Annotated in this window: 2 protein-coding genes (1 of these 2 cut by a window edge); both read left to right on the top strand. The window is 70.3% G+C overall.

What is annotated here, in order from left to right:
- On the top strand, positions 1–9,629 hold the 3' portion of the coding sequence (locus ON37_RS22935; RefSeq protein ID WP_083893226.1) for a non-ribosomal peptide synthetase. It extends 8,041 nt beyond the left edge of the window; 9,629 of the gene's 17,670 nt are visible here — the last part of the coding sequence; the start codon falls outside the window, past its left edge; it ends in the stop codon at positions 9,627–9,629.
- On the top strand, positions 9,629–21,175 hold an 11,547-nt coding region (locus tag ON37_RS22930), incomplete at its 3' end, for a non-ribosomal peptide synthetase (protein ID WP_040722214.1). The genes ON37_RS22935 and ON37_RS22930, both read left to right, overlap by 1 nt.

The raw sequence follows: 21,175 nt of genomic DNA, 5'->3' as shown, positions 1-21,175 counted from the left end.
CCTATGTGCCCCTGGATCCCGACCATCCCGCGCAGCGCACTGTCGACGTGTTGCGCACCGCCCGTCCCGCCTGCGTGCTGACCCGTTCCGTGGACGGACTCGATCTGGAGACCGACGGATTCGCCGACCACTGCGCCGTTCTCGATGTCGACCTGTTCGACACCGACGACTACTCGGCGGCACCGGTGACGGACGCGGATCGGTTGCGGCCGTTGGGTGGTGATCATGTGGCGTATGTGATTTTCACGTCGGGTTCGACGGGTCGTCCGAAGGGTGTGGCGGTGAGTCATCGGGCGATCGTGAATCGGTTGGTGTGGATGCAGTCGGAGTACGGGCTGTCGACCGATGATGTGGTGTTGCAGAAGACGCCGGTGACGTTCGATGTGTCGGTGTGGGAGTTGTTCTGGCCGTTGCAGGTGGGTGCGCGGTTGGTGGTGGCTCGGCCGGACGGGCACCGCGACCCCGGCTACCTGGCCGCCGTGATTCGCGCCGAGCGAGTCACTGTGGCGCATTTCGTACCGTCCATGCTGGCGGTATTTCTCACCCACGCCCAGCCCGGCTCGTTGCGGACGGTATTCGCCTCCGGCGAGGCGCTGCCGGTCGAGGTGGCGCACCGGCTGCGGGCGCTGACCGGGGCCCGGCTGCACAACCTGTACGGCCCGACCGAGGCCGCGGTCGATGTGACCTACCACGAGGTGGTCGACGCCGACACCGCGACCGTGCCGATCGGCCGGCCCGTCGCCAACACCCGCGTGTACGTGCTGGATGCCTGGCTGCGGCCGGTTCCGGTGGGTGTCGCGGGCGAGTTGTACCTGGCCGGAACGCAATTGGCCGACGGCTACGTGCGACGTCCGGATCTCACCGCCGAGCGTTTCGTCGCCGATCCCTTCGGCTCGGGTGCCCGGCTCTACCGCACCGGTGATCTGGTCCGTTGGAACCGCGCCGGAGAACTGGAGTATCTGGGCCGCACCGATTTCCAGGTGAAACTGCGCGGCCTGCGCATCGAGCTGGGCGAGATCGAATCTGCACTGCTCGCCCGCCCCGGAATCGCGCAGGCCGTGGTGGTGGTGCGTACCGATCCGCACACCGGTGACCGGCTGGTCGGCTACCTGGTGCCCGACGAGGACGACGATCTCGATCTCGACCGCGTGAAAATCGCGCTCGCCGAACGGCTTCCGGCCTACATGCTGCCCGCGGCGTACGTCGTGCTCGATTCCTTCCCGCTCAACGCGGCCGGCAAACTCGATCGCGCCGCCCTGCCGGACCCGGTCTGGCAGCGTCGCGAATATCGCGCGCCCGAGAGCCCGGCCGAGGCGCTGGTGGCCGCCGTCTTCGCCGAGGTGCTGGGCGTCGAGCGGGTCGGCCGCGACGACGACTTCTTCGATCTCGGCGGCAACTCCCTGCTGGCCACCCGGGTCCTCGCCCGGATCGGCGCGGCGCTGGACACGCAGCTGCCGGTCCGGGTCCTGTTCGAGGCGTCCACCGTGGCCGAGCTGACCGCGCGGGCCCAGCGCCGGGCGGGTACCGGGGCGCGGGCACCGCTCACCGCCCGCACCCATCCGGGACCGGTGCCGCTGGCGGCCGCCCAGCGCCGCATCTGGTTCCTCAACCGCTATCGTGCCGGCGAATCGGCCGAGCCCGCGGTCGACGTCATCCCGCTGGCGCTGCGGCTGCGCGGGGATCTGGATATCGCGGCCCTGCGCGCGGCGCTGGCCGATGTCGTCGCCCGGCACGAAACGCTGCGCACCCGCTATCCCGAAACCGCCGAGGGGCCGGTACAGATCGTGGAGCCGGCCGCCGACCACCGTCCGGCGCTGCATCCCGAGCCGATCGCGCCGGCGCAGTTGCCGGACCGGATCTCCGCACTGTCCACGACCTTCGACCTGACGGCCGAAACCGGTGTGCGTACCGCACTTTTCGAATTGGCACCCGACGAGCACGTCCTGCTGCTGGTACTGCATCACATCTGTGCCGACGGATTCTCGCTCGGGCCCTTGGCGGCCGATATCACCACGGCGTATGCGGCGCGGCGCGAGGGCCGCGAACCATGGTGGCCGCCATTGCCGGTGCAGTACCGGGACTACGCGGTGTGGCAGGCCGAGGTGCTCGGTGATCCCGCCGATCCCGGCTCCGAACTGTTCCGCCAGCGCGAGTACTGGCGAGACCGATTGAGCGGGCTGCCGGATCAGCTCGAGCTGCCCACCGATCGCCCGCGGCCCGCCACGCCCTCGTATCGGGCCGGGAGCTACCGGTTCCAGATCGACTCCGATCTGCACAGCGAACTCGGCGAACTCGCTCGCAAACACGAGACGACCCTGTTCAGCACCGTGCACGCCGCCCTGGCCGTGCTGCTGTCGCGGATGTCGGGCGCCGCCGACATCGCGATCGGCACACCGGTCGCGGGCCGGGGTGAATCCGCGTTGGACCCGATGGTCGGCATGTTCGTCAACACCATCGTGCTGCGCACCGAAGTCGACAGCCGCGAGCATTTCCACACCCTGCTGGACACGGTCCGGGCCCAGGACATCGCGGCGCTGTCGCAGGCCGACGTGCCGTTCGAGCAGATCGTGGAGCTGCTGGCCCCGGTCCGCACCGGCAATCGGCACCCGCTGTTCCAGGTGGCACTGACCTTCCAGAACTTCGCCCTGCCGGAGGTGGAACTGCCCGGCCTGCGCGTCGCCCCCGAGCAGCTCGACGCGGCGGCCGCGGAATTCGATCTGCAATTCACCCTGGTCGAGACGATCGACGCCGACGGACGGGCCGGCGGTATGGCCGTCGAGATCACCTATGCCACCGATCTTTTCGACGCCGGCACGATCGCGGAGCTCGCACGCCGGTTCGAGCAGGTGCTGGCCGCGGTGAGCCACGATCGGACCGTCGTGGTCGGCGACATCCAATTGCTCAGCGCCGAGGAACAGCATCGGGCGCTGTACGAGTGGTCGGTCACCGGTGCCGATCGGGCCGAGCGAGCCACCATCGCCGAGCGGTTCGAGATCGCCGCTCGCCGGAACCGTGCGGCCGTCGCGGTGCGAGCGGGCGAGATCACCCTCACCTACGGCGAACTCGAGGATCGGGCGAACCGGCTCGCCCGCCGCCTGATCGCGGCCGGCGCCGGCCCGGAAACGCTGGTCGCGGTGGCTTTGCCGCGGACCGCCGATCTGATCGTCGCGTTGCTCGCAGTTGTCGAATCCGGCGCCGGTTATCTGCCGATCGACCCGGGCTACCCCGCCGATCGCATCGAATACATCGTCGCCGACGCGCGCCCGGTCTGTGCCGTCACCGGCTCGGGCGGCCCGGCCCGGGGCTGGTTCGGCGGACCCGTGATCGACCTCGACACGGTGGCCTGGTCGGATCTGGATCCGGCTCCCGTCACCGACGCCGATCGTCGGGCACCCCTGCGTGCGGACGCCACCGCCTATGTCATCTACACCTCCGGCTCCACCGGCCGGCCCAAAGGTGTGCAGGTACCGCACGCGAATGTGATTCGGCTGCTGGACAATACCCGCGAGCGGTTCGACTTCGGCCCCGACGACGTGTGGACGATGTTCCACTCGGCAGCCTTCGATTTCTCGGTGTGGGAGCTGTGGGGTGCGCTGCTGCACGGCGGGCGGCTGGTGGTGGTCGACTACTTCACCTCCCGGTCGCCGCAGCAGTTCCGGGAACTGTTGGTCGAGGAGGGCGTCACTGTCCTGAACCAGACGCCCTCCGCGTTCTACCAGCTGGCGAGCGCCGACTCGGCCGAGGCGCCGGCCGAGTACCGGCTGCGGTATGTGATCTTCGGTGGTGAGGCGCTCGAGCCCGCCCGGCTGCGGGACTGGTTCGCGCGCTACCCGCAGGGGCCGCGGCTGATCAATATGTACGGCATCACCGAGACGACGGTGCATGTGTCCTATCGGCCGATCGACGCCGAGACCGGTGGCGCCAGCGTCATCGGTGCCGCCCTCCCGGGCCTGGCCGTGCGCCTGCTGGATTCGCGACTGCGGCCGGTTCCGGTGGGTGTCCCGGGCGAAATCTATGTCAGCGGTGGGCAATTGGCGCGCGGATATCTGCGGCGGCCGGAACTCACCGCCGCGCGGTTCGTCGCCGATCCCTACGGCGCGCCGGGCGCGTTGGCCTATCGGTCCGGCGACCTCGCCCGGTGGACCGCGACCGGCGAACTCGAATACCTCGGCCGCGCCGACCACCAGGTCAACCTGCGGGGGTTCCGGGTGGAGCTCGGCGAAATCGAGGCCGCTCTGCTGACCGTGGAGTCGGTCGAGCAGGCCGCGGTCGTGGTGCGCGCTGCCGGCGACGCTGGAGAGGCTCGCATCGTCGGCTACGTGGTCGGCAGCGCCGACACGGATATGCGGCGGGTGCGGCGCGCCGTCGCCGAGCTGCTGCCCGAGCACATGGTGCCCGCCGCGGTCGTGGCGGTCGAGCGAATTCCGTTGACCGTCAACGGGAAACTGGATATGCGCGCGCTGCCCGCGCCGGTGTTCGACACCGTCGCCTACCGCAAGCCGGTGACGCCGGCCGAGCAGATCGTGGCCGGAATCTTCGCCGAGGTGCTCACCGATCTCGATTCCGATCGCGCGGTCGGCGCCGACGACGACTTCTTCGATCTCGGTGGTAGTTCACTGTCGGCGGCCAAGGCGGTCGCCCGGATCGGCGCGGCGCTCGGCGTCACCGTCCCGGTGCGCACCCTGTTCGAGCACCCCCGGGTGGCGGATCTGGCGGTAGCGGCGCTGGCCGGTGGTGAGCGGCCCGCCCTGGTGGCCGGTGTTCGCCCCGATCGGCTCCCGCTGTCGCCCGCGCAGCAGCGGATGTGGTTCCTCAATCGGTTCGACCGGACCTCGTCCGCGTACCACATCCCACTGGTGCTGCGGCTGTCCGGCACGGCGGATCTGCCCGCCCTGGGCGACGCGCTGCACGATGTGGTGCGCCGGCACGAATCGCTGCGCACCGTGTATCCCGAGATCGACGGCCGGCCGGCCCAGGTGATTCTGCCCGCCGACCGGGTGCGGATCGACGCGGCCCCGATCGCCATCACGGAAACCGAACTGCCACAGCGGATTCACGAGCTGGTGGCGACCGGTTTCGACGTCACCGCGGACGTGCCGGTACGGGTGCGGGTGTTCCGGCTCGCCGAGCACGAATATGTGCTCGCCGCGGTGCTGCACCACATCTGCGCCGACGGCTCCTCGATGGTGCCCTTCGTCGCCGATCTGATGTGCGCCTACGAGGCACGAGTCCGCGGCGCCCGGCCGAGCTGGTCGCCACCGGCGGTCCAGTACGCCGATTACGCACTGTGGCAGCACCGGCTGCTGGGGGCCGAGGACGATCCCGAATCCGTGGCCGCACAGCAGATCGATTTCTGGCGCCGGACCCTGGCCGGGCTGCCCGACCAGCTCGATCTGCCCACCGACCGGCCACGCCCGGCCGTCCGGAGCCTGCGCGGGCAGCGGGTGGCCCGCACGATCGACGCCGCTGTGCACCGGCGGCTCAGCACACTCGGCCGGAGCGCCGGAGCCACCCTGTTCATGGTGGTGCACGCGGCCTTCGCGGCGGTACTGGCCCGGCTCTGCGATACCGGTGACATCGCGGTCGGGACCCCGGTGGCCGGGCGCAACGATGCCGCTCTGGACGAGGTCATCGGCATGTTCGTCAACACCGTGGTGTTGCGGACCGCGGTCGACACCGACGCGACGTTCGAGGCGTTGCTCGAGACGGTGCGCGCGGCCGACATCGCGGCGCTGTCCCATACCGATGTGCCGTTCGAGCGCCTGGTCGAGGTGCTGAATCCACGGCGGTCGACCGCGCGGCATCCGCTGGTACAGGTGGGCCTGTCCTTCCAGAACCACGACCGGGCCGAGCTGCGGTTGCCCGGGCTCACCGTGACCGAGGTCGAATCCGACACCACGACAGCGCAATTCGATCTGCACCTGTTCGCCGTCGATCGCTACACCGACTCCGGCGCCCCGGCCGGGATCGCGCTGGCGCTCGGCTACGCCACCGACCTGTTCACCGCCGAGACCGCCGAACGCATCGCCGGTCAGCTCACCCGGGTACTGGAAACCATCGTCGCCGAGCCCACGACCCGGATCCGGGATCTGGACCTGCTCGGCGAGGACCAGTACCGGTTCGTCGTCGAGGACTGCAACCGCACCCAGCGCGACCTGCCGGCCGCGACCCTGGTGGATCTGCTCGACGCGCAGGTCGCGGCGACCCCCGACGCGGTGGCCCTGATCGACGAGACGGCCGGCGGAACCCGGCTGAGCTACCGCGACGTCGACGCCCGGGCCAACCGGCTCGCCCGCCACCTGATCGGGCTGGGCGTCGGCCCGGAGGCGAACGTGGTGCTGGCACTGCGGCGTTCGGCCGATCTGGTGATCGCGATGTTCGCGGTCGCCAAGGCCGGGGGAGCGTACGTACCGGTCGATCTCGATCACCCGGCCGAGCGGATCGCCCGGATCGTGGAGACCGCTGACCCGGTCTGTGTGCTGACCACCGGCGACGAGCTGCCGGGACTCGGGGATGCGGTCGCGCTCGTCGATCCGCGGACGCGGCCGGCGTCCTACTCCAGGGCGCCGATCACGGCCGCCGAGCGCATCGCGCCGCTGCGCCCGGCGAACACCGCGTACGTGATCTTCACCTCCGGCTCCACCGGCCGGCCCAAGGGCGTCGCGATCTCCCATGCCGCGGTGGTCAACCAATTGCTGTGGCTGCGTGCCGAATTCGGTATCGGCGCCGCCGACCGCGCCCTGCTCAAGACCCCCGCGACCTTCGATCTGTCGGTATGGGAGTTCTGGTCGCTGCCGACCGCCGGCGGTGCGCTGGTCGTCACCGCGCCGGGCAGCGAACGCGATCCCGATCTGTTGCGCGAACTCATGGCACGCCATCGGGTCAGCCTGTTGTTCACCGTGCCCTCGCTGCTCGGCATGCTGCTGGCCGATACCGCGGGTCTGCCGGCGGAGCTGCGCGCGGTGCTAGCGATCGGCGAGGCACTGCCGCGGTCGATGGCCGAGCAGTTCGGAACCCGCAGCGGCGCCACGTTGTACAACCTCTACGGTCCGACCGAAACAGCGGTGTCGGTGACCGCGCACCGGGTGGGCGCGGCGCCGGATCCGGTGGTCCCGATCGGTACGCCGGTCTGGAACAGCCGCGGCTACGTTCTCGACCGGCGGTTGCGCCCCGTACCGGCCGGGGTGCCGGGCGAGTTGTATCTGGCGGGCGCCCAGCTGGCCCGTGGCTATCAAGCACAGCCGGAGCTGACGGCGAGCCGCTTCGTCGCCGACCCGTTCACCGGCGGCCGCATGTACCGGACCGGCGATATCGTGCGTCGGCGCCCGGACGGACTGCTGGAATATCTGGAACGCGCCGACTTCCAGGTCAAGATCGGCGGCTTCCGGATCGAGCTCGGCGAGGTGGAGGCGGCCCTGCTGCGGCAGCCCGGGGTGGATGCGGCGGTCGCGACGGCCCGCGTCGACGGCACGGCCGGGCCGCGGCTGATCGCCTACGCGGCGGTGCCCGGCGGGGGAGTCGACGCCTCCGGACTCCGTCGGGCATTGCACCGGGACCTGCCGAAATACATGGTCCCCGCCGCCGTGGTGGTGCTGGACGCATTGCCGCTCACCGCCAACGGCAAGGTCGATCGCGATCGGCTGCCCGCACCGGTGCTGTCGGACAACGAGTTTCGCGAGCCCGCCACCGCGACCGAACATCTGGTGGCGACCGAATTCGCCGACCTGGTCGGCGGCGCGGCCGAGACCGCGCTGCGAGTGGGCGTGGACACCGACTTCTTCGAACTGGGCGGCAATTCCCTGTCGGCGGCGCGTTTGGCGGCGCGGCTCGGCGCGGCGACGGGAGTGCGGATTCCGGTGGCGACCGTCTTCGCGGCGCCAACGGTCGCCGCGCTCGCCGAATGGATCGACACGGCAGAGCGGGACGGTCGGGCACCGCTGCGTCCTCGATCCGGTAGCGGCGCGGTTCCGCTGTCGCTCGCTCAGCAGCGCATGTGGGTGCTCCATCGGTTGATGCCGGATTCGGCGGCCTACCACGTGCCCGTCGCCCTGCGCCTGACCGGAGCCCTGGACCACGACGCCCTGCGGGCCGCGCTCGCGGATCTGGTGCAGCGGCACGACATCCTGCGCACCCGGTATCCGGAGACCGACCGCGGCCCCGTCCAGGAGGTGCTCGCGCCCTCGGCGCTGACGGTCGACGCGGATCCGGTGCCGGTGCCGCGCCACCGAATCGACGCGGAGATCGCCGCCGTCGTGGCCGAAGGCTTCGATATCACCGCCGCGCCGCCGGTGCGGGTGCGCCTGCTCCGGGTGGCCGACGACGAGCACATCCTGGTCGTGGTGGTGCACCACATCAGCGCGGACGGATACTCGATGGGACCGCTGACCCGCGACCTCGTCGCCGCGTATTCCGCGCGCCTGACCGGTGTCGCACCGCAGTGGTCGCCCCTGCCGGTGCAGTACGCGGACTACAGCGAATGGCTGCGTTCCGTCCTGGGCGCCGACACCGACCCCGGCAGCCTGCTGTCCCAGCAACTCGACTACTGGCGGGAGCGGTTGGCCGGCGCTCCGGAACAGTTGTCGTTGCCGACCGATCGGCCGCGCCCGGCCCGCCGCGAGATGCGCGGCGCCACCGTCGATTTCGCCTTCGATCAGCCATTGGTCGCCCAGTTGTCCGGTGTCGCCCGTGCCCACGGGACGACCCTGTTCTCCACCATGCACGCCGCCTTCGCGGTACTGCTGGCGAAGTTGTCGGGACAATCCGACATCGTCATCGGCGCTCCGGTCGCCGGTCGCGGGGAACGTGAGCTCGACGACCTGGTCGGCATGTTCGTCAACACCGTCGCGCTGCGCACCGAGGTCGACGCCCGGATGAGTTTCGCCGAACTGCTGCGGCGGGTCCGGGCGGATGATCTGGCCGCGCTCGGGCGTACCGAGGTGCCGTTCGAACGGGTGGTGGAGGCGCTGGGCCGGGTCCGAACCAGTTCCTATCCGCCGATCTTCCAGGTGCTGTTCACCTTCCAGAACCTGCCGGTCGATGCGGTGGCCCTGCCCGGTCTGCGGGTGGAGACGCTCGAACCCGAGCTGCCGGAGGCGAAATTCGACCTCCAGCTCACCGCCCTGGAGGAGTTCGATCACCGCGGCGATCTGCAGCGGCTGCGCATGCAGTTCTGTTATCCGACCGACATTTTCGACGAGCGCACGGTCCGGTTGTTCGCCGAACGGCTGGAACTGGTTCTGCGGGCCGTCGCGGCCGATCCGTCGATCGCGGTGCGCGCCATCGATATTCGCACCGCGGACGAACGCCGGCCCGCTGCCGCCCGGCCGGCGTCCACCGGCCGGCTGCCCGGCGATCTGCTCGAACTCATCGCCGCCGCCGCGGGCGCCGCGCCGGATTCGGTGGCAGTCGAATTCGACGGTCGCGCGGTCGCATTCGCCGAACTCCACCACAAGCTCACCGCCGTCGGCCGCGCCATGGGGGCCGGTGCCGGAACGGACGCGCTGCTCAACGTCGCGCTGGCCGGGCTGCTGCCCGGTGTGCTGACCGCCGGTGCCGGCGGGCTCGCGACCCTGCTCGAGGCCCTGCACCTGCGCGCACAGGGCGTGCTCACCACGGAAGGAACCCACTGATGACGCATGCAGAGTCGGTTACACCCGTCCGGTCCACCGCCCATCCGGCGTTGCGCGGCGCCTACGGAATCGCGGACCTGCCGTATCTGATCGAGGTCGTCGCCGAGCTGGAACCGCAGCGGGTCGCGGTCCGCCACGGCGAATCGTCGATCAGCTACACCGACCTGCACACCGAATTGAGCACCCTGACCACCGCGATGGGCGATGCCCTCACCCCGGACGCACTGGTGCAGGTGGTGGTCTCGGGCCGCTTCCCCGGGCTGCTGGACGGCGCGGAAGGGGCGCTGGCCGCGGCTGTCTCCGAGTTGCTCGACGACGCCTTGACCGCGGCGGCGGGCGTGCTGTCACCGGGCCTGGCTCCCGCCGACACCCTGGCGAGCCTGTTCGCCGAACAGGTGGCGCGCACGCCGGACGCGGTCGCGGTGGAGTTCGAGGGTCGGACGCTGACCTACGCCGAACTCGATGCCCGGGCGAACGCACTGGCCTGGCAGCTGATCCGAATGGGAGTGGGACCGGACAGCCGGGTGGGTCTGTCCCTGTATCGGTCCCTGGAGCTGGTGATCGGGATGTATGCCGTACACAAGGCCGGTGGCGCCTACGTGCCCATCGATCCCGACCATCCGGCCGAGCGCATCGCCTATGTGCTCGAGGTGGCCGCGCCGGTGGTCGTCCTCACCGCGGCCGACGCGCCGGCGCTCACCGGGGTTCCGGTGCTGCGCATCGACGAATTCGACTGGGACACCGGTGAACTGCCCTCCGCCCCGGAGGCCGAGGATCTGCCCCGCACGCATCCGGACGCCATCGCGTACGTCATCTTCACCTCGGGTTCCACCGGGCGGCCCAAGGGCGTGGCCGTCTCGCACCGGGCGATCGTGGCCAACCTGCGCTGGCGGCAGCGGTGCTACCGGATGCACGAGGGCGATGTGGTGCTGCAGAAGACCCCGTTCACGTTCGATGTCTCGGTGTGGGAGTTCTTCTGGCCGTTGCAGGTCGGCGCCCGGCTGGTGCTCGCCGCCCCGGACGGGCACCGCGACCCGGCCTATCTGATTCGGATGATCGCCGAAAAACGGGTCACCATCGCCCATTTCGTACCCTCGATGCTGGCCGTGTTCGCCGCCGCCGTGGCGGACGCGGGTGCGGCCGAGCGGATCGAATCGCTGCGCGCCGTATTCGCCTCCGGGGAGGCGTTGCCCGCCGCGACCGGCGCCGCCTTCCGCGATGTGAGCGGTGCGAGTCTGCACAACCTGTACGGACCCACCGAGGCCGCGGTCGACGTGACGGCGCACGAGGTCACGGGCGAGGACGCGGTCTCGGTGCCGATCGGCGCGGCCGCGGACGACACCGATCTGCTGGTGCTCGACGACAATCTGCAGCCGGTGCCCGACGGGGTGGTGGGCGAGCTGTACCTGTCCGGCGTGCAGCTGGCCCGCGGATACCTCGGCCGACCGGCGCTGAGCGCCGATCGGTTCGTCGCGGGCCCGCACGGGGCGCCCGGCGACCGCATGTATCGCACCGGCGACCTGGTCCGCTGGCGTCGTGGCGCGGACGGTGGTCCCCGCGAGCTGGAATATCTGGGCCGCAGCGACTTTCAGGTCAAGCTGCGCGGATTGCGGATCGAATTGGGCGAGGTCGAGGCGGCGCTGCTGGCCCACGAATCCGTCGCGCAGGCGGCGGTGCTGCTGTACCGGCACCAGACGGGCGATCATCTGATCGGTTATGCGGTACCCGCCCCGGGCTGTGTGCTCGACTCCGGTGCGATCCTGAGCGCGGCCGCCCGGCAACTGCCGGAATACATGGTGCCGAGCCTGCTCGTCGCCCTGGACGCGATGCCGGTGAACGCCAACGGCAAGCTGGATCGCAAAGCCCTGCCGGAGCCGGACTTCGGTGCCGCCACCGATACCTATCGGGAGCCGGGCACTCCGGCCGAGCGGGCGGTGGCCGAGATCTTCGCCGATCTGCTCGGCGTCGACGCGGTCGGCGCCGACGACGACTTCTTCGCCCGTGGCGGCAATTCGCTGCTGGCCACCCGCGCGATCGCACGAATCGCGGCCGCCCTGCAGACGACCGTCGACGTGCGCGACTTCTTCGATCGCCCCACCCCGGCCGGGTTGGCGGCCGCGGCGACCGCCGCACCGGTCCGCCCCCCGCTCACCGCCGGACCGCGGCCGGAGACGGTGCCGCTGTCGCCGGCGCAGCGGCGAATGTGGTTCCTGAACCGCCTGGCCAACAGTGAACCGGGCGGGAACGACGCGGCCGCCGTCGACAACACCCCGGTGGCGCTGCGGCTGCGGGGCCGACTCGACGTGGCGGCCCTGCGCGCGGCCGTGGCGGATGTGATCGCCCGGCACGAAGTGTTGCGGACGGTGTACCCGCAGACGGCCGCGGGCGCGGTGCAGGTGATCCGGCCGGCCGGGACGCCGGAGCTCGCGCCGGTGGACGTGGCCGAGCAGGAGTTGGCCGCCACCGTAGCCGAGGCGGCGGCAACGGGTTTCGATGTCTCCGCCGATATTCCGGTGCGCGTGCACCTGCTGCGCAGCGGACCCGACGACCACACGCTGGTGCTGGTGGTCCATCACATCGCCGCCGACGGGGTCTCGATGGGACCGCTGCTGCGGGACCTGGTCGCGGCGTACTCGGCACGCATCCGGGGCGAGCGGCCGCAGTGGGCTCCGCTGCCCCTGCAGTACGCCGATTACACGCTCTGGCAGCAGCGGGTCCTGGGCGCGGACGACGACCCGAACTCCGAGGCGGCTCGCCAGCTCGCCTTCTGGCGGCGTGAACTGGCCGACCTGCCCGCACAGTTGGATCTTCCGGCCGATCGGCCACGCCCGGCGGTCGCCTCCTACCGGGGCGCGACGGTCGAATTCGCGATCGACGCCGAGTTGCGGGCCGCGATCGACGCGCTAGCCGACGAGCTGCGCGCGACCCCGTTCATGGTGTTGCACGCGGCCCTGGCGGTCCTGCTCGCCCGGCTGTCGGGGACCACCGATATCGCGATCGGCACACCGGTGGCCGGGCGCGGGGAGCGTGCCCTCGACGATCTGGTCGGCATGTTCGTCAACACCCTGGTGCTGCGCAGTCGCGTCACCGGCGACGTCGAATTCGCCGAGCTCGTGCGGCGCATCCGCGCTCGGGACCTGGACGCCTTCGCACATGCGGACATCCCGTTCGAGCGGCTGGTCGAGGTCTTGAATCCGGCCCGCTCCCAGTCCCGGCATCCGCTGTTCCAGGTCGGGTTCTTCATGCAGAATCTCGGTCTGAGTACGCCCGAGCTGCCGGGCCTGGATACCGAACCGGTCGACTTCGACCCGGGCTTCGCCAAATTCGATCTGCAGTTGACCGTCTCCGAACCCGCCGCCGGGTCCGGGTACCGGGCCGAATTCACCTATGCGACCGATCTTTTCGACAGACCGACGGTGGCGGAATTCGCCGTCAAATTCGTTCGCCTGCTGGCCGGCGCCACCGCCGAGCCGGGGCGCGCGGTCGGTGATCTGGAACTGCTCGACGCCGGTGAGCTCGACTATGTGACCTCCAGCTGGAACGCGAGCGGCCACAAGGTGCTGGACCGTTTCCTGCACGACGGCTTCGATATGCAGGCCCGCCGCACCCCCGATCACCGCGCATTGGTCTTCGGCGAGACCGAACTCAGCTACCGCGAGCTGTCGGATCGGGTGAATCGGCTGGCGCGCAAGCTGATCGAATCCGGGGTCGGGCCGGAGACGCTGGTGGTGCTGGCCATGCCGCGTTCGATCGAACTGGTCGTCGGCATGTACGCCGTGCTCCGCGCGGGCGGCGCCTACGTCCCGGTCGATCCCGGCCATCCGATCGAGCGCATCGGCCACATCTTCGCCACCGCCCGGCCGCACAGCGTGCTGACCACCCGGGCGGCCGGCTTCGAACTACCGCCGGGTGCGGCGGTGACGGCCCTGCACCACCTCGACGAGCTCGACCTCGACGGCTACTCCGCGGCCAAGATCGGCGAGCACGAGCGGCATGCCACCCTGCACCCGGATCATCCGGCGTATGTCCTGTTCACCTCCGGTTCGACCGGCCGGCCCAAGGGCGTGGCCGTCAGCCATCGCGCGATCGCCAATCAGCTGGAATGGATGCACAGCGAATACGGGGTGCGCGCCACCGATATCTACCTGCAGAAGACGGCGACCACCTTCGATGTCTCGCTATGGGGCTATTTCCTGCCGCTGCGGGCCGGTGCGACCCTGATCCTGGCCACCCCCGACGGTCACCGCGATGCGCGCTATCTCGCCGAGACCGTGGCCGAGCGGCGGGTGACGTTGACCGACTTCGTCCCGTCCATGCTCACCGTCTTTCTCAACCACGCCGCCGCCGACGAATTGTCCACGCTGCGTGCGGTATTCGTCGTCGGTGAGGCGCTGCCCGCCGAGACCGCGGCGCTGTTCGCCGAGAAATGCGGCGGCGCCCTGCACAACCTCTACGGCCCGACCGAGGCGGCCGTCTCGATCACCTGCCACGAGGCGACGCCGGCCGACGTGCGGAGCGTTCCCATCGGCGAGCCGGAATGGAATTCGCAGGTCTTCGTGCTGGATTCGCGGCTGCATCCGGTGCCGATCGGGGTGCCGGGCGAGTTGTATCTGGCCGGAGTGCAGCTCGCTCGGGGCTATTACGGGCGCGCCGATCTGACCGCGGAACGCTTCGTGGCCAATCCGTTCGGCTACGGCGGCGACCGCATGTACCGCACCGGCGATCTGGTCCGGTGGACGCCGGAGGGGGAGCTCGACTATCTGGGCCGTATCGATTTCCAGGTGAAGTTCCGCGGGCAGCGCATCGAACTACCGGAAATCGAGACCGCGCTGCTGGCCGCCCCGGGCGTGGGGCAGGCCGCGGTGCGCCTGATCACCGGTGACAGCGGCGACTATCTGGCCGGCTACGTGATCCCCGTACCCGGGACCGACCTCGATGTCGAGGCGGTGCGAACCGGACTGGGCGCGGTGCTGCCCGCCTATATGATTCCCGCCGCCGTCGTCGAACTCGACGAATTTCCGCTGAACAGCAGCGGCAAACTCGACCGCGCGGCACTGCCCGTTCCGCAGCTGCGAGCGGCGGAGTTCCAGGCCCCGCGCACACCGCTGGAACAGCGGGTCGCCGAGGTGTTCGCGGAGGTTCTGGGCCGTGCCCGGGTCGGCCGTGACGACGACTTCTTCGCGCTCGGCGGCAGTTCGCTCGACGCCACCGGGGTGAGCGCCCGCATCGGCCGGATCGTGGGTGCGCGGGTACCGGTGCGCACCTTGTTCGAGGCTTCCACCGTGGCGGGGTTCGCCGCGGCGCTCGGCGGTGAGGCCGGGGCGGCGCAACGCCCGCCGTTGCTGAAATCTGCTCGTCCGCAGCGTATTCCGCTGTCTCCGGCACAGCAGCGGATGTGGTTCCTCAACCGGTTCGATCCGGCATCGTCGGTCCACAACATTCCGGTGGCGGTGCGCCTGACCGGTGATCTCGACCTCGCCGCGCTGACGGCCGCGATCGGCGATGTGGTCGAGCGGCACGAGACACTGCGGACCCATTACCCCGACACCGAGGACGGCCCGGTACAGGTCGTCCTTCCGGCAGCGGAGGTTCCGCTGCGCCTGCTGCCGAGAACCGTTGCGCGAGCGGAACTCTCCGGCCATCTCGCGGAGCTGATCGCACCGGGATTCGATGTCACGGCCGAACCGCCGGTGCGGATCGCGCTGCTGCGCGTCGCCGACGAATCCGAGCATGTTCTGGTTTTCGTGGCCCACCACATCGCCGCCGACGGCTGGTCGATCGCCCCGCTGACCCGCGACCTGATGACGGCATATGCGCACCGCGCTGCCGGTGCGGCGCCGCGGTGGACGCCGCTGCCGGTGCAGTACGCCGACTACAGCATCTGGCAGCGCGAGGTTCTCGGTTCCGACTCCGACCCCGACAGCATCCTCGCCGGCCAGGCCGCGTACTGGCGCACCGCACTGGCCGGGCTGGCCGACGAGCTGAATCTGCCCACCGATCGGCCCCGTCCGATGCGCCCCACCTATACCGGCGGCGTGGTGCGATTCGAGATCGACGCGCAGACCTGCGACGGCCTGCGCGCCCTCGCCCGGCGCGGGCAGGCGACCACCTTCATGGCCGTACACACCGCGCTGGCGATTTTCCTGGCGCGGATGACCGGCACCGAGGATCTGGCGATCGGGTCCCCGATCGCCGGCCGCGGCGAGCGCGAACTCGACGATCTGATCGGCATGTTCGTCAACACGGTGGTGCTGCGCACGCACGTGTCCGGTGGCGCGAGTTTCACGCAATTGTTGGAATCCACCAAAGATGCCGACCTGAACGCCTTCGCGCATGCCGATATTCCGTTCGAACGGCTCGTCGAACTGCTCGAACCGGAACGCTCGACGGCCCGGCATCCGCTGTTCCAGGTGGCGCTGGCCTTCGAGAATCAGCCGGGTGCGGACCTGGAGCTGCCGGGGCTGCGGGCGGCCACGGTCGAACTCGACTCCGGCACGGCGAAATTCGACCTCGCCCTGAACGTCCGCGAGTCCGGTGCGGGCATGGTTGCCGAATTCGCCTATGCCCGTGATCTGTTCGACCACGCGACCGTCGCGGGTTTCGCCCGCCGATTCACCGCGCTGGTGCGCGATCTGGTGGCCGAACCGGAGCGGCCGGTGGGCGATCTCGCGCTGCTGAGCGAGGAGGAATACGCCCGGTTCACCCGCGTTCACGACGATGCGGTGATGGCGACCGCCTTGCTGCCGGAGTTGCTGACCGCCGGCGCGCGCTACGGGCGCGATCGGATCGCCGTCCGATACGAGGACCGCTCGATCGGCTACGGCGAACTCGACGACTACTCCACCCGTCTGGCCCGGCTGCTGATCGCCACCGGAGTCGGTCCGGAACAGCTGGTGGCGCTGGCACTTCCACGCTCCTACGAGATGGTCGCGGCGGCACTCGCGGTGGCGAAGGCAGGCGGCGCGCACGTGCCGGTCGACCCCACCTATCCGGCGGATCGGATGCGCTACATGGTCACCGATTCGGCGGCGCGGATCGGTGTCACGGTCGCGGCCTATGCGGACGCGCTGCCCGAGGGCGTGCGGTGGCTGGTGCTCGACGATCCGGCCCTCGACGCCGACCTGCGCGCGCGGTCGACCGATCCGATCACCGATGCCGACCGGCTCGCCCCGCTGCGGATGTCGCACCCGGCCTACGTGATCTACACCTCCGGGTCCACCGGAAAACCCAAGGGCGTCACCGTCACCCACGCGGGCCTGGGCGGACTGGCGGGGCATGCGATCGAGCGCTACGGGCTGCGCGGGGACCATCGCATGCTGCACATCTGCTCGCCGAGTTTCGATCCTTCGGTGCTGGAATGGATCTGCGCCTTCGCGACCGGTGCGACGCTGGTGATCGTGCCCGCCCGCATCCTCGGCGGCGCGGAACTCGGCGAACTGCTGCGGGCCGAGCAGGTCACCCACGCCATCATCACCCCCGCCGTGCTCGGCACCGTCGATGCGGCCGATCAGCCGCAGCTGCAGGTGGTTTCGGTCGGTGGTGACGTGACGACCGAGGAGTTGCTCGCGGCGTGGGAGCCCGGTCGTCGCTATCTCAACGGTTACGGCCCCACCGAGACCACGATCATCTCCTCCTACGCCGAACTGCGGGCGGGACGGCCGATCACCATCGGCACCCCGGTGCACGGCATGTCGGCACTGGTGCTCGACCGGCGGCTGCGGCCGGTGCCACCGGGCGTGGCCGGTGAGCTGTATCTGGCCGGGGGCGGACTGGCCCGCGGATATCGCAACCGGCCCGGCGCCACGGCCGAGCGATTCCTGCCGAATCCGTGGGGCGCGCCCGGCAGCCGGATGTACCGCACCGGCGATGTGGTGCGCTGGATCCCGGTCGCCGGGGACTGGGAGCTGGAGTACGTCGGGCGCACCGATTTCCAGGTCAAGGTGCGCGGTTTCCGGATCGAACTCGGGGAGATCGACGCGGTCCTCGGCGCGCACCCCGATGTCGATTTCGCGACCACGATCGGGCGTGCGCACGAGGTGCGCGGGACCGCCCTGGTCTCGTACGTGCTGCCGAAGCCCGGCCGCGCGGTGGACCCGGTCGAGCTCACCGATTTCGCCGCTCGCCGGCTGCCGTCGCACATGGTTCCGGCGGCCGTGATGGTGCTGGACAAGGTTCCGCTGACCCCCGTGGGCAAGCTCGATCGTCAGGCACTGCCGGAACCGGTGCTCGCGCCGACACGGTATCGAGCGCCCGTGGGACCGGCGGAACTGCTGGTCGCGAACACCTTCGCCGAGTTGCTCGGTGTCGAGCGGGTCGGTGCGGACGACGACTTCTTCGCGCTGGGCGGCAATTCGCTGGTGGCCACCCAGCTGGCGGCCCGGCTCGGCAAGGCCGCCGGCACGCCGGTGCCGCTGCGAGCCGTCTTCGACGCGTCCACCGTGCGCGCCCTGGCGAGCCGGATCACCCTGGCGGACGCCCCGGTGGCCGACTCCGGGCCCACCGCCGTGGTTCCGCGGCCCGACGTGGTGCCGCTGTCGATCGCGCAGCAGCGGATGTGGCTGCTCAACCGCCTGGACAGCCGCGGCGGCAGCTACAACATCGCCTTCGCACTGCGGCTGACCGGCAATCTGGATGTGGCGGCCCTGCGCGCCGCGGTCGCCGACGTCGTGGAACGCCACGAAACCCTGCGGACGTGCTATCCCGAACGCGACGGTGTCCCCACCCAAGCGGTGCTGCCCGCAACGGCACTCGATCTCGACATCACCGATGTGGCGGGCGAGGAGATCGCGTCGACGGCCGATGCGCTGGCGCACAGCAGGTTCGACGTGACCCGCGAGGTTCCACTGCGGATCCGACTGCTGCGGGTGCGGCGGGCCCCGGCGGCCGACCGCGCCGAACAGACCCATGTCCTGCTGTTCGTCGTCCACCACATCGCCGCCGACGGGTGGTCGTTCGCACCGCTGACCCGTGATCTCGCCACCGCCTATCAGGCTCGCACCGCCGGTACGGCGCCGACCTGGTCCGCGCTGCCGATCCAGTACGCGGACTACGCGCTGTGGCAGCGGCGGACGCTGGGGGCGCCCGACGACCCGGCGTCGGAAATCGCTCGGCACCTGAGCTACTGGCGGGCACACCTGGCCGGCGCGCCCGCCCTGTGCTCGCTGCCCACCGACCGGCCGCGACCGGCGGTGGCGGCACACCGCGGCGGGGCCGTCACCGCGGTGCTCGGCCCGGACCTGCACCGGCGGATCGACGCGCTCGCCGCCGAGCAGCGGGTGACGCCGTTCATGGTGTTGCATGCGGCGCTGTCGGTCCTGCTGGCGCGATACGGCGGCAGCGAGGACATCGTGATCGGCGCGCCGGTCGCCGGGCGAGGGGAGCGGGCACTCGACGATCTGGTCGGCATGTTCGTCAACACCCTCGTGCTGCGGACTCCGGTCCGGGCGCAGGATCGGCTCGTCGATCATCTGGAGCGCGTGCGCGCGGTGGATCTCGCCGCCTTCGACCATGCCGCGCTGCCGTTCGAGCAGCTCGTCGAGGCGGTGAATCCGACTCGGTCCCAATCGCATTCGCCCCTGTATCAGATCGCGTTGACCCTGCAGAATCAGGCGCGCGCGGATCTGCGGCTCGGCGGACTGCGGATCGCGCCGGTGGAACCGGCCGCTGCTCCGATCCAGATCGACCAGCAGTGGACGGCCACGGAGCGCTACACCGAGGACGGCACCGCCGCGGGGATCGATCTGCACGTCCACTATGCCGCCGAGCTGTTCGACGCCGAATCCGTCGCCGCCCAGCTGGACGGCTTCGAACGCATCCTCGACGCGCTGACCGCCGAGCCGGAGACTCGGATCGCCGATGTGGCCGTCGTGTCGGCGGCCGAACGGACTCGGCTGCTGACCGAACCCAACGCCACCGACCGGCCGATCGAGCCGCGCACACTACCCGAGCTGTCGGCCGCCCGGCACCGGCGCGCCGCCGCTCCGGCGGTGACGTTCGAGGGAACCAGCCTGTCCTATCGCGAATTCGACCGGCGCGTGCACCGGCTCGCCCGCTACCTGATCCAGCGTGGTGTGGGGCCGGAAACCATTGTGGCCGTCCGTATTCCGCGTTCATTCGAGATGGTGGTGGCGATACATGCGATCGTCGCCGCGGGTGCGGCCTACCTGCCGCTGGATCCCGATCACCCCGAAGACCGAACCAGGTATGTCCTGGCGACCGCGCGGCCGCACTGTGTGCTGAGCATCTCCGGGGTCTCGCCGTCCGGTGTGCCCGCGCAGCTACCGGTGATCGCGGTGGATCGCGTGGATGTGTCGGGTTTCGCGGACGGTCCGATCACCGATCGGGATCGGTTGCGGCCGTTGGGTGGTGATCATGTGGCGTATGTGATTTTCACGTCGGGTTCGACGGGTCGTCCGAAGGGTGTGGCGGTGAGTCATCGGGCGATCGTGAATCGGCTGGTGTGGATGCAGTCGGAGTACGGGCTGGGTGTCGATGATGTGGTGTTGCAGAAGACGCCGGTGACGTTCGATGTGTCGGTGTGGGAGTTGTTCTGGCCGTTGCAGGTGGGTGCGCGGTTGGTGGTGGCTCGGCCGGACGGGCACCGCGACCCCGGCTACCTGGCCCGGCTGATCGCCGAAGAAGACGTCACGACGGTACATTTCGTCCCGTCGATGCTCGCCGTGTTCGTGAGCGCGCTGACCGAAGGTTCGACTCCGGCGCCGGGCACCCTGCGGCGGGTGTTCACTTCGGGTGAGGCGTTGGCGGCGGGTACGGCCGTGCGGTGGCGGGAGCTGGGTGGGGCGTCGTTGCACAATTTGTACGGTCCGACCGAGGCCGCGGTCGATGTGACGTATCACGAGGTCACCGGGCGCGACACCGCGACCGTGCCGATCGGTCGTCCGGTGTTCAACACGCGGGTGTATGTGCTGGATGGGGCGTTGCGTCCGGTTTCGGTGGGTGTCGCGGGCGAGTTGTACCTCGCCGGAACCCAACTCGCGCGCGGCTACGTCGGCCGGCCGGAACTGACCGCCGACCGGTTCGTCGCCGACCCCTTCCGGCCGGGCGTCCGGATGTATCGCACCGGCGACCTGGTGCGCTGGAATCGCGCGGGCGAGCTGGAGTATCTGGGCCGCAACGATTTCCAGGTGAAGTTGCGGGGTCTGCGCATCGAGCTCGGCGAAATCGAAGCGGCACTGGGCGCGCAGGCCGGGGTGGCGCAGGCCGCTGTCGTCGTCGCCGGTAGTGGGGAGAGCGCGCGTCTGCACGCGTTCGTGGTGCCGGACGGCCCGGCAACGGCGGTGGATCCGACCACCGTGCTCGCCGGCGTGGCGCGGGAACTTCCGGCCTATATGGTCCCCACCGCGGTCACCGTGCTCGCTGAGTTGCCGGTGAACGCATCCGGAAAACTGGACCGGACCGCACTGGCGGCGGTCGAGACGGTCGGTGAGAAATCTGCCTACCGGGCACCCGCCGAGGGGGCCGAATCCGTGGTGGCGGCCGTGATGGCCGAACTGCTCGGCATCGACCGGCTCGGCGCCGACGACGAC

The sequence above is a fragment of the Nocardia veterana NBRC 100344 genome (genome assembly GCF_000308855.1).
Taxonomy (GTDB): Bacteria; Actinomycetota; Actinomycetes; order Mycobacteriales; family Mycobacteriaceae; genus Nocardia; species Nocardia veterana.
The sequence above is the reverse complement of the archived record's forward strand: the minus strand, read 5'-3'. Positions and strand labels throughout refer to the sequence as shown.